Here is a 12,464-nt window from a genome sequence, read left to right on the forward strand (position 1 = left end):
AAAAACTGCTTACAAAAATCGTATTACGGGATTTTTGCAAGCAGTGCTCATTTAATTATTACTTTTCAAATATCATTTCAGCAAATTGTCCATATTGAGCAACACCAGTTAATTTAAAGCGCTTCACATCTTCATCTTGCGTAAATAATGGGATTCCTTTCCCAAGCAAAACAGGCGCCACTTGGACGTACAATTTATCCACCATATTCTCATTCAAAAGCGGGGCCAAAATGCTGTTTCCACCGACAACCCAAACGTTTTTATCCACCGGAAGTCGCCGCACAAAATCTACCACATTACCCTCAACTTGCTGAAAACTTTTTAGAGCAAGTTCTTTTTCATGGGTAAAAACGTAATTTTGCGTTGGCGCATAAAGCGATTCAATGCCTGCAATACCCACAATTTCATCGTATGTCTTTTTCCCCATAATCATCATGTCCATTTGGCTATAAAACTCGGCGTAATTGGTTTCCTCCGGAGCACCCGTTTGATGCAGCCAGTCTAGGCGATTGTTTGCATCTGCCAAGTATCCGTCAAGCGAAACACAGCCGTAGAAATAAATGCTCATTCAATTCTCCTTTCGCGCAAAAGGCCCTTCTAATCCAGTTAAAAGGGTGTGCGCGTACTCGTTTTATTCCCGAAAGCGGTTTGTCGCTTCCCGTGATTTTTTGATATGCGTTATCATGTCCTCGTAGCGTTTTGAGGCAAAATAATAAAACAAAATGTCAACGACCAAAAGTTGCGCCTGTCTGGAGCTTGTCGCAGTGCTCCGTAGTTCGGCTTCTGGTGCGCGTGATGTTTCCAACACAAAATCCGCAATGGTTTTTAGTTTATTGTTGCCAAAACGTGTTAAACTGACGACTTTCAAGCCGCTTCGTTTCGCCTCCTTGGCAAGCTGTAAAACTTCTGATGTTTCTCCACTATTTGAGATCGCAATTAAAATACTATTCGGGTTGCCCGCAGAAAGTGCCATTGCTAGAACATGTGGGTCTTGTGATAAAAAGACATTTTTGCCAGCACGTAACCATTTTTGCGCAATATCTTCTGCAATGAGCCATGACGCCCCAACGCCGTACGCATAAATTGTTTCCGCTTGTTCCATCTCGGCGCAAACCCTAACAATTGCTTCCTCTCTCAATTGACTAGCCGTATCTTGTGTCGTTTGAATCATATTCGAAACCAGTTTTTCGCGTATCGAATCAAACGACTCATCTGGTTCAATATCATAATATCCTGCTTTTTTCGGCAACGCGAGTTCCATTGATAACTGCCGCTTGAGTTCCGGAAAACTATCCAAGTTAAGCGATTTAGAAAAGCGAATCACCGCCGCCGCACTTGCATTTGCCTTTTCAGCGAGGCTTTGCACAGAAGCTTTAACCGCAAAATTGGGATCCTCTAAAATCGTCCGCCCAATTTTCTGCTCCGAATTAGGTAGCGAGTCCAGTATGCCAGTAATAAGATTGATAATACTACCATTTGCCATAAAATCATTCTTCCCTACTATGTTTTCTTTGATTATAACATATTCGCTTATGATTCGTTACTCAGAACAAGTCTGGTCTATGTTAGCCACCTTATTTTTATGCATTCAAAACCGTGAGCGGAATCGAAACGTTTCAAAATACGCTGTCGCTTTTATGACATATCTCTATATCTTGTTTTCGCACTCATTACATAACTCTATTTAGTTTCACTGCTTGCTAATTTTTGGCTTATTACATGAAGTTTCGGTACTTTTTATTGTAATGGCAGTTTTTTTATGTCTAAAAAAGAAGCACCTGACATTTTGATGAATCAAAATGTCAGGTGCTTTATTTGTTACTGGGATTTATGTTCCAGCCTTTTCTCTCGCACAACTTAACTACGTTTTCTCAAATAAACTGCAGCCAATAATGTAGCGATTGCACCTACTGCTACAGCGCCGCCTGTAGTGGTATCACCTGTTTTTGGCAAACTTTTCACAACAGGATCTTTTGCTTTAACTACGGTTTTAGCTGTTACAGTTTTTGTTACAGCCGGTTTATTTACTTCCTTCACTACCACACCAGTGCCAGTGTATCTATATTCTGCAACATCGCTGTATTCAAAAGTATGCATATCTACACTCATGATATAGATAGTTTGGTTTTTCTTTAATGGTGTTCCAAGATGCACATGGAAATTCCCATTCACATCAGCATAACTTGTGCCTAGAACCGTAACACTATCTTCAGCTATTACTCCGACATATGCGTAAGGACGAGTTTTTCCGTAAATATCACTTGCAGTTGATTTAATTGTATCCATCTTTGGAGCAGCATATGATGCTTCTTCACTAATATCTGAATTAAGATCAACAACATGATATGTCATCGTGACACGCGCTTCATTTCCAGCTGCATCACGAGCCACAATCACTGTGTTGAACACCCCAACTTTAGATGTGTCAAGTGCCTCACGACCATCTGCAAAGAAGACTTCATAATCATCTGAATTGTCATTAACCAGAACAAAATCATCCGCATACCAGAAGTCATCACCTAACTCAAGATAAACATCTGCATCCATAAGCTCAATAGTTGGTTTTTGTGTATCTTGGACAACATAGTTTACTGTGATTTCTTCTGTTGTTGTACCATCTGTCGCAATAACGACAACTGATTTGTTTCCAATAGAAGAAACATTTGGTTTCACTTTAAAGCTAAGAGCTACACCATTTTCAGCTGTTACAAAATAACCCGGTGTTGTCGTCGCATTCACTTCAACTTTGACTCCAGACTTAGCTGTCGCAAGCGGTGTTGCTGTTAAATTCGCTGTGTTCGCTTCATCTGTTGTTTGTAGAGCTGGTTTTTCAGTTTTTGCTGTTTCTGATGGTGCTTCAATTACTTGTTCTTTCGTTACATCTTCTGTTCCCGTTTCTTCTGGATTGGATTGAATAACATCTGCTGGATTTTGCTCAGATACTTCTGTTAATACTTGATCAACTTCACCGTTTGAAGTATCCGTTTCACTTGCAAATGCTACTGTTGGTAATGCAAGACCTACTGATAAAGCTAAGACGCCATAACCTAGTTTTACACTTTTCTTCATAATCAATCTCCCTTTTATTTTATTGTGCTCATTAAAATAAAGCCTTCCCTTTGTTTCATTTTTATTTCAAATATACACATTTTTAGTATACCATGTAACTTTTATGAAACATATAGACAAATGGTGAATTTTTTATCTATTATTTAATGAAAAAGCTTTTAAAATATCGTTTTTATTCAGAAATAACAAAAAGGCGTAATCGCTTACGCCTTTCTCAATTTAGCCACGTTTTCTTAGGTAAATAGTGGCCAGTAATGTAGTTAATGCTCCAACTGCTATAATACCTCTTGAAGTATTGGCATCACCTGTTTTCGGTAAAATTTCTGTAGCATTATTAGCCGTTCCTTTTGTCATTTTATCAACCTTTACTTTTCCTACAATTGGTTTATTTGTTTGTTTTGGAGCTTCCAATTTTTCTGTATAGATATATTCTGTTACCTCGCTTTTTTGGTCATCAAAAAGGGTCATGCTGGAAACCTGAATCGCTTCATGATTTTTAAGTGGTTCCTTCAATTTAATATGAAAATTGCCATACTTATCAGCCCAAGCAGTTGCATCAAAGCCATTTTCGATTTTAAAGAATGCAACCACAAGCGCGTTCGGGACTGTTTGACCGTAAATATTAAGTGCATCTGATTTATCAAAATCAAAAATTGGGGCCCCGTAATACATTCCAAAGCGTGGTGTATCATCCCATACTTCATAATTCACTACAATTTCTTCTGTTGTAACGCCATCAGTTGCGATAATGGTAACGGACTTATTTCCAGTTGATGCGACGTCTGGCTCTGTTTTATAACTTAGTGAGACTCCACTTTTAACAGTTACGAAATCCAGTGGTGTAACGGGCGTATTAATTTCAATCTCCACATCTGTTTTAGCAGTAGCAAGTGGTTCTGTCACTTGTTTTGGCTGAACAACTTCTGTTTCTTCTGCGCTAGCCTCTTCATTTGTTGCCTGTACAGCTTGGTTTTCATCCGCCGCAAGGCTTTCTGAAATACTTTGAACAGATTCTTCTACAACTTGTTCGTTACCCGTATCACTCGCAAACGCTGACGTAGGTAACACCAATCCAATTGACAATATAAGAACTCCATAAACCAACTTCACACTTTTTCTCATTTCCTTCGCTCCTCCTTTGGGACTTTTATATTAAAAACAAAATTCTTTTATTTCTTTTTCATTACAAATATATTATATCACGTAACATTAAAGAAATATATAGATAAATTGTGTACGTTTTAGCAATAAATAGCTTTAAAATGGACAAAAATGTCTCTTTTTTAAAATTTTCAATTAGAAAAACCCCTCAAAATCGATAATGCTGATTTTGAGGAGCTTCTTTTAATAGTCCTATGAAATTTATTTTTTAACCAATCGATAAACAAATTTCTCGATTTCTACGATAGCAAACACTCCAAAGCCGGCAAGTAAAGAAATTCCGAGTTGCGCGAGATTTAGTGACGTTGTTTCCATGATAGTGTGGAAAACGGGAACGTAAATCACAATAGCTTGAAGGACAAGTAAAATGCCGAGTGAGCCCCAAAGGACATTATTTTTTAGAATGCCGCCGTCAATTGGGAATTTCATTAGTTCGCGGCAATTTATCATGTAGAAGGCTTGACCAAATACGATAGTTTGGAGCAAGGTCGTCTGTATCGTGGCCGTATCGACGCCTGTTCCACGCAAGTAGGCTTCCACGGCAAAACCTAGGACTGCGATTAAAACGGAGACATAGGCGACGCGGATAATTGCATAGCTGTCTAGGATATTTTCTTTCGGGTCACGAGGCTTCCTTTTCATAAGGTCATTCGCGTATGGTTCGAAGCCTAGCGCAAAGGAAAGTGTAATGGTTGTCACCATGTTAAGCCATAAAATTTGAACGGATGTGAGCGGCAGTGGCATGTTGGCAAGTAGGGAAACAACAACGAGCAAGCCTTGCGCAAAAGCAGTTGGCAGCGCGAAATAAATCGTCTTTTTGAGGTTGTCGTAAACCCGACGCCCTTCTTTCACAGCTCCAACAATGGTCGCGAAATTATCGTCAGCAAGCACCATATCAGACGCGTCCTTCGTAACTTGCGTGCCTTTAATCCCCATCGCAATCCCGATATCTGCTTTTTTCAGCGCCGGCGCATCATTTACTCCGTCACCGGTCATGCCAACAATGTGACCGTTTTCTTGAATCGCCGTCACGAGGCGAAGTTTATGCTCTGGCGTCGTTCGCGCAAACACATCATGGTCCTCCACAACTTTGCGCAGCTCCGCGTCAGAAAGCCCTTCAATTTCACTTCCAACTAAAGCATTGTTATAGTTTTCAATGCCGATTTCCTCAGCAATCGCAATCGCAGTATCTTTATGGTCGCCGGTAATCATTTTCACGCTAATTCCTGCTTCACGGCATACGCCAACTGCACGGATAGCTTCCTTCTTCGGCGGGTCAATAATACCGTATAATCCTGCAAAAATCATACCGTCTTGTAAGTCTTCGTGCGTCAGGTGTTCCTTCTCGCTTGAGACTTTCTTGTAGGCAGCCGCTAAAACACGTTGTCCTTTGCTAGCAAATTCGCTAATGCGGCCATTCCAGTAGCCCAGATCAAGCGGCGTACTCGATTCGCCTTCCACTTGAAACTTCGCCAGATTTAAAATCACGTCTGGCGCGCCTTTCAAATAAATGTAGTTTTCACCTTCAATTGTAACAAGAACCGCCATATATTTATAAAGAGAATCAAACGGGATTTTGTAGAGCAAATGATTTTCCTGACTCAAATTAGCGCGATTTGCAAGCTCTAACAGCGCTCCTTCCGTCGGATTCCCAATCACTTCACGTTTTCCGTCATGATAGTCAATTTTCGTATCGTTACAATAAAGCGCAATCTCAACGAGCCGCCTAAACGCCAAGCTTTCATCACGCAGTTCAATCGGTTTTTCCGTATGGTCGCTCACTTCATCTTTTGTTATCACCGCAACGACGCTCATTTCATTTTTCGTCAGCGTCCCCGTTTTATCCGAACAAATGACACTCATGCTACCAAGCGTTTCGACCGCAGGCATCTTTTTGATGATAGCCTTTTCTTTCGCCATACGCGTAACTCCGAGAGATAAAATAATTGAAAGAACAGCCGGCAAGCCCTCCGGCACCGCGGATACTGCTAGCGCGATTAGAGCCGACACTAGTTCATTCATGGAAAAATCATGATAGAAAATACTATAAAAAAGTAAAAATACAATCAGAGCCGATAAAATGTAGAAAACTTGCTTGTTAAGCTGTTTCATTTTTTTAATGAGCGGCGTTTCCGTATTTTCCATTTCCTTCAAATTACGACTGATTTTCCCGAGCTCCGTATTATCGCCCGTTTCCGTCACAATCCCTTTCCCAGAACCACTTCCAACAAGCGTGCCGGAAAACACCATGTTCAGACGGTCACCTAAATCCGCGTTGCGAGCGATAATATCACTATTTTTCGTGACCGGAGTTGATTCTCCCGTCAAAATCGCTTCTTCCACAACTAAATTGTACGCCTCAATAATACGTAAATCGGCTGGGATAATATCACCAGGGCCTAGCAAAACGACATCACCGGCAACTAAAGATTCAGCAGGAACGATTTCTTTTTGATTTTCCGAAAGAATAGTAGCTTCTTCACTCAACATATTCGTCAAACTATTTAGCGAGTTCGTCGCCTTCCGTTCCTGCGAGTAGCCGATAATCGCGTTAATAATCACGACGACGAAAATAATCACCATTTCAATGTACGAGCCAACGACGCCCTTCAAAACACCCGCGACAATCAGCACATAAATTAACAAATCATTGAAATGCTTCAAAAACTTTTTTAGTTCGCTGTCCTCTTTCCCTTTGCTTAAAATATTGGACCCATTTTCAGCGAGGCGCCTGCCGCGCTCCGAATTCGCAAGTCCCGCTTCATTTGCCCTCATTTTTTCAAAAATTTCACCAAGTGGCAATTTGTACCAATCCATTAAATTCCCTCCTCATAACCAGGCCACATTAACACCGTCATTTTAACTTGCCTCACCTTAAAATTCCCTAAAACAATGCGCACTAAACGCTGGTTCCGCCAATAAAAAAACTACCGAAATCGGTAGTTTTTAGGCTGTGTTAATTGGGGTTATTTTCTTCTGTGATGCGAGCGTAGGTTTTCAAGATAGCTTCTTTGTCGGAAAATATGGAGCCATTATCTTGCAATTCATATAAAATATCAAAAGCTTTTTTATTATTAGTGATGCAATCAAAATCAGAATATATTTGTGCATTTTCTATATTTGCTCTTTAAACCCATCACACCATATCCGGATTTTTAAACATCCGTCGCCATGTTTTTGTTAAGATGAAGAAGCAGACGGAAAAGGCGATGACGTCAGCAATTGGGAAGGCGTACCAGACGCCCATCAGCCCGAAAAATTGGGGCAAAATAAGCAGTAGTGGGACAAGGCAAATGATTTGGCGCATAAGAGAAATAACAAATGAAATGCGCGCTTGACCTAGCGCCTGATAGAGTCCACCACACACAATTTGAAAGCCAATTGTTGGGGCGGCAAGAAGCATGAGCCGCAGGGCATTCGTTCCCTCCGAAATCATCTCTGGTTCACTTGAAAAAATGCGCACGAGTTCACTTGGGAAAAGTTCCACGATGCCCCACGCGATGAGCGATAGCAACGTTGCAACAATCATGCCCAGTTTTACGGCGCGGATAACGCGGTCAAGTTGGCGCGATCCGTAGTTGAAGCCGACGATGGGTTGCATGCCTTGTGTGATACCGTTTATCGGCATGATGACGAAGCTCGCAATTCGGTTGGCGACACCATAAACCGCAATCGCCAGTGTTCCGCCGAAAAGTTGCAACATCCAGTTCACGGCGATGGTCACAACGCTCCCCGCGGACATCATGATGAAAGACGGGAAGCCAATTGCCATAATGCGCAGACTCAGTTTGCCGTCCAGACGGAATTTAAAACCGCTAAGAGATAACGTGCTTTTTCCGGATAAAAAGTAGATGAAGAGCCAAACAGCGCCTACGGCTTGGGCAATGACTGTTGCGAGCGCGGAACCGCGCACCCCCATGCCTAATCCCATAATGAAAACCGGATTTAAAATCATATTTAGCACCGCTGAAATAATCATCGTCAGCATCGCCGTTTTGGCATTTCCTTCCGAGCGAACAATGTTGTTCATCGCCATCGCGAACGTCTGAAAAGCCGCGCCTAGTAAAATGAGTGATAGAAAGTCCTTTGTCATGCCGTGGATTTCTGCCGGTGCACCAAAAATCGTAATTAGCGGGTCAATAAAAATAAAGGTAACAATGGCAATAAAAATACTCGACAAAATGACCAACCAAATGACTTGATGGAAAATTTGATTCGCCCGAACTTGTTCGCCCGCGCCTAGCGACCGCGAAATAATCGAGGCTCCCCCGATACCGAACATCGCCGCCATAGCCATTAAAATCATCTGCACTGGGAAGGCAATCGAAAGCGCCGCAACACCGTCTGAGCCAACGCCATATGAAACAAAAATCGTATCAACAATGTTGTACATGCCCATCACAAACATGCCCACAAAAGCAGGAATCGAAAGGCGTGCCATCAGGGAGCCAATTCCCTCTACACCAAGCCGTTTACTTTGTTCTTTCATTCTTTAAACTCCCTTCCGCAAAACGCGTTGCATTGTCCGCCATCTGCACAAGGAGACGCAACACATCATCTTTTTCTTTTTTCGAGAAGCCTTGGGTTAAAATATCGCTCCACGTATCCGTCACTTCCGCAATCAAGTCTTTCATGCTGTGACCTTTTTCCGTCAAAAAAACACGTTGCATTCGCTTATCGCGGGCGTCACATTCGCGCCGAATCACACCTAGTTTCTCAAGCTGTTTAATGTGCCGCGTTACATTCGCCTTATCCGTCATAAACCGTTGCCGCAGTTGCTCTTGTGACATCCCGTCTTCCTGATATAGCGTCCATAAATAGCGGAGCTGCGAAACGCGGAGACCCGTTTCCTCCAGTTTCGCCTCTTTGTACGTGTGCTCAGCTCGGTGAATGATTGACATCGATTTCGTTACAATTTCGTGGTTTCCCCCCAATTGAAGCCGCTCCTTACATTCTGAAAATTAAATACCAGCCTAATTAGCGTATCAAAAATTAGTTGACTGGTCAACTAATTTTGCGGTTGACTTGTCGCACGCAATTTGTCACAATAAAATTAAAAACACGTGGGGGCAATCGCTTTGAACATCTACCAGTTAAAGGAAAAATTCCCAAGTTTACAAGTATCCAAAAAACCAATTTCAACTGATGAAACCGTCTTATCTTTCTTTGAAGAGCCTTATTATTTTACTATTGCCAAACATGAAGTGGCAGAAAATGATGCGGCCTTTTTAAATCTGCTTTTTGATGCACCCAAACCGGCTTTTAAGTCGGCGGAAAGTCAACTTTGGTATGACCTTTTATTCACCCAAAAAGCGGTGCCGCTAACCGAAAGTTCTTCGCGCTATCGCTTCGTTCAATTCCACATTCGGAAAGAAACTTACACAAAAAAAGAATTTTCCGAGTGGAAAAAAGCCTTACTTAGTTTTTTCAACAAAAAAGCAGAAATGATCGAACTTGGCACGTACGGTGTCATCGCTGAGAAAATTGAAGGCTCAATCTTAGGTGAGGACGAACTTGCGGCTGTTGCGACGACGCTGGAAGCCGATTTTTATTTCCCTGTACATTTTTTCGTCGGCCTGTTCCACAAAAAACATTTGTCCATGCGCGATGCCTTTAACGAAGAGCGCCGCCTATTCGATTTGCAAGACAAGGTGCTTGTCCAAACGGTTGAATCAGCTAGCTTGAAACATTTTGCGCGCCCACTTCTTTCGAGCACTCTTTCCGCAGAACTAAACGCTGCCTTTGAAAAAGACGACTCGCTGCTCCCATTGATTGCCACCCTATTTGAAAACCAAGGAAACATCAGCATGACGGCTAAAGCCCTTTTCATGCACCGCAACACGATTCAATATCGCATTGACAAATTCCACGAGCAAACCAATTTATCACTCCGCAAATCAGACGGCTTACTTTACGCGTATTTAAGCAGTTTAACCACGACAAAAGTTGCTGAAAAGTGAATGTGGGGATAAAAAAGAGAAACATTTCCTGTTTTAGGACTTGTTTCTCTTTTTTAGTCATTGTGACAATTAAATCAATGCCCCCTGCTATACGAATCCATCAACTATTACATAAAACGTCTTTAAATTCTTCGATTTTCATAATCATCATCCCAAACTGTAATAAGATTATTTTCTCAGCAATCTTTCTACATTCTTCTTCCATTTTCTCCGTTAACTCCTTCTAATCCACTCTAATACTTCTTTCTTCCTACTTATTAGCTCTGTAAAATTTGATATAGAAATACGGATTCTAGATTGTTCTTCTCCCATTCCATGCTCTTCTCCTATTGAATCAATTATTAGAACCTCATTTCCCGAAGAACCTATCAAATATTGATTCCCCTCAATGAATATCCCTTCATATTTATCTCCTGCGTATAGAATATCCTGATGGTTTTGGACTTTTTGCATATTACAACTTTTAATAAAATCAATTGTTTCTTGTTGTGTATCTTCATCAATTTCAGATATTAAGAAATCCTGAATCTTTTTAATTTGTTGTTCATTATAACCAACTAGCATTTTCTGAATGGACTCCATTTTGTCCTCCTTCCAATTAAGGCGCTGGTATCGGGTAAGTTGTCCACACATTATTTAACTCATCATAAACAATCTTTATATATGTTTCTCCCTTAGCGCCTATAGTTTTTCCTGTATCAATGATAGCTGAAAACGATTTTTGACCTTGGCTCCCTACACCATTATCTATTATTTCATAGACTTTTCCGTTTTCAAGCGCTTCTTGGACTATACTGTTTGCCTCCTCTGGTGTTGATACATTGAATTTCCTTGCTCTCTTTGCAGTAGAACCGCTTAAATGTTTATTTCTAATTTCAAAACCTTTGATATTAATATTTTTAGATAGTTTAGCCCCACTACCACCCTTCACAACTTTCCCCGCATCCTTCGCTTTCTCAGTTTTCTTGAGACTTTTCGTGCTGCTTACGATGGCTTTAGCTATCAGGAACTTGATTAGTGAATTCGCACTTACTAGTCAAGGCTCTACTATCCGACGCTAATCAGATAGTAAAGTGCCTTTTTATTTTATAAATCTTTTATTTCTAAATCTACATCTTCTTTTATAGCGTCTTCCATAGCGTCTTCTAATACACTTATTAGATTTTTCCCATCAGTTGTTACAAAATATTGAGCTAAATTAGTAATATCCTTGCTTATATGTGTACCCCAAGGCGGAATCTTATCCAGATCTTCGGCATCCCAAATAATTTTTTCAGGGGAAATTTCACTCAATCTTAGTTTAATTTCTTTCAATTCTTTTTGAGCAATTTCAATTTTTTCTTTTGATAAATAACCAGCGTATACATCTTTCATTACAACAGGAAATTCGCTTCCCCAGTTCATATTTTCTAAGTTTACACATATAGTTGAAAAAAATGAATGAAAGAAGTCACCAGTCCCAATAGGAAACCATAAAAAATCTACTTTAATACCTACAGTCACATTACTCACCTCTTAAATATTATTTCTACATTACCACCAGATTTTTCTAGAATTTTACTTCTAATATACTTCAGAGCATCATTTGTTACGTTTTGACCTCTAACATCTATTAAGATAGTTTGATTTGTTCCAGTTGGTAAATTAGTTAGTCTTTCTTTTATCTGCTTAGATACGTTATTGATTAAGTTATTTTGTCCAGAACTAGTTTGAACATTATAATTTTTAACTTCTATGCTATGTCCTTGCTTATACAACTCTGGGCGAGAGCTTCCTTTAGTTCCGTAAGGTACTTCTTCACCATTTAAAAATGATTTTTGAGAATCGTACCCTTTATAATCCAATTCTGCATCAATTTCAGATTGACGCCAACTTGGTCTCTTTGGAACCTTTTCAGCCCCACTACCACCCTTATACGTCTTACTCCCACGAGCTATCGCAGCGCCTAGGCCTACGCCTGATAATGCCGACATAATGCCGGATTCGGCTAGTTGGCCTTCCCAGTCCTCCACATACGCAGAAGCTTGTAAGATGCTCCCTGCCGCGCCTGAATACACTTTTCCGTCCATGTAATACGTCTTATCTTGCCAGGCTTTCATGATTTTCTCGTTTAACTCTTCTAACGTTAGTATAGTATATTTATCCTTATCTTGGTAGTCAGCGGTTCGTTTTAAATACGCTTCGAGTTCGCTGTTCGGGACACGTACCCCGTCTTTCTCCAAAATCCACATCGCTTGTTCTTTTCCACTGGAATCTTTGTACGCCACCTTGAAG

General features: G+C 40.7%; 11 protein-coding genes and 1 pseudogene. 1 reads left to right on the forward strand and 11 read right to left on the reverse strand.

Translation table 11 applies throughout. The annotated features are described in order from the left end of the window. Positions 1–58 precede the first annotated feature (58 nt). From BN1609_RS09690 to BN1609_RS09720, 7 genes are all read right to left on the reverse strand, one after another. Positions 59–568, reverse strand: a complete 510-nt coding sequence (locus BN1609_RS09690; protein WP_088840806.1) for a dihydrofolate reductase family protein — start codon at positions 566–568, stop codon at positions 59–61. Positions 569–631: 63 nt separating this feature from the next. Beyond that, on the reverse strand, positions 632–1,483 hold the full coding sequence (locus tag BN1609_RS09695) for a MurR/RpiR family transcriptional regulator (RefSeq protein WP_088810828.1): 852 nt from the start codon (positions 1,481–1,483) through the stop codon (positions 632–634). Positions 1,484–1,857: 374 nt separating this feature from the next. Beyond that, complete coding sequence (locus tag BN1609_RS09700) at positions 1,858–3,069, reverse strand: LPXTG cell wall anchor domain-containing protein (protein ID WP_088810829.1); 1,212 nt, start codon at positions 3,067–3,069, stop codon at positions 1,858–1,860. A 219-nt stretch (positions 3,070–3,288) separates the two neighbouring features. Continuing rightward, positions 3,289–4,152, reverse strand: a complete 864-nt coding sequence (locus tag BN1609_RS09705; RefSeq protein ID WP_159457905.1) for an LPXTG cell wall anchor domain-containing protein — start codon at positions 4,150–4,152, stop codon at positions 3,289–3,291. 279 nt (positions 4,153–4,431) lie between these two features. Beyond that, positions 4,432–7,047 (reverse strand): HAD-IC family P-type ATPase, encoded by a 2,616-nt coding sequence (locus tag BN1609_RS09710; protein ID WP_088840807.1) that lies wholly within the window; start codon positions 7,045–7,047, stop codon positions 4,432–4,434. A 319-nt stretch (positions 7,048–7,366) separates the two neighbouring features. Further along, positions 7,367–8,719, reverse strand: coding sequence for an MATE family efflux transporter (locus tag BN1609_RS09715; protein WP_088815963.1), 1,353 nt, complete (start codon positions 8,717–8,719; stop codon positions 7,367–7,369). Further along, a complete protein-coding gene (locus tag BN1609_RS09720) occupies positions 8,703–9,131 on the reverse strand; it encodes a MarR family winged helix-turn-helix transcriptional regulator (RefSeq protein ID WP_179946391.1) in 429 nt (142 codons plus the stop codon). Before BN1609_RS09720 ends, BN1609_RS09715 begins: the two co-directional genes overlap by 17 nt. A 177-nt stretch (positions 9,132–9,308) precedes the next feature. On the opposite strand from BN1609_RS09720, the gene BN1609_RS09725 reads away from it, so the two are divergent. Then, positions 9,309–10,190, forward strand: a complete 882-nt coding sequence (locus BN1609_RS09725) for a CdaR family transcriptional regulator (RefSeq protein WP_088840808.1) — start codon at positions 9,309–9,311, stop codon at positions 10,188–10,190. Between the two features lie 213 nt (positions 10,191–10,403). Here the strand turns inward: BN1609_RS09725 and BN1609_RS09730 are convergent, their stop codons facing one another. The 4 genes and pseudogenes from BN1609_RS09730 to BN1609_RS09745 all read right to left on the reverse strand — a co-directional run. Beyond that, positions 10,404–10,772 carry a hypothetical protein gene (locus BN1609_RS09730; RefSeq protein WP_088810835.1) on the reverse strand — a complete coding sequence of 123 codons (369 nt, stop codon included), beginning with the start codon at positions 10,770–10,772 and terminating at the stop codon, positions 10,404–10,406. 16 nt (positions 10,773–10,788) lie between these two features. After that, complete coding sequence (locus tag BN1609_RS09735; protein WP_179946389.1) at positions 10,789–11,121, reverse strand: hypothetical protein; 333 nt, start codon at positions 11,119–11,121, stop codon at positions 10,789–10,791. Between the two features lie 155 nt (positions 11,122–11,276). Further along, on the reverse strand, positions 11,277–11,693 hold the full coding sequence (locus tag BN1609_RS09740; protein WP_088810836.1) for an immunity 70 family protein: 417 nt from the start codon (positions 11,691–11,693) through the stop codon (positions 11,277–11,279). 5 nt (positions 11,694–11,698) lie between these two features. Further along, positions 11,699–12,464, reverse strand: a pseudogene (locus BN1609_RS09745) (hypothetical protein); the annotation flags it as partial.

This window comes from Listeria sp. ILCC797 (genome assembly GCF_900186185.1).
Classification (GTDB): Bacteria; Bacillota; Bacilli; order Lactobacillales; family Listeriaceae; genus Listeria; species Listeria goaensis.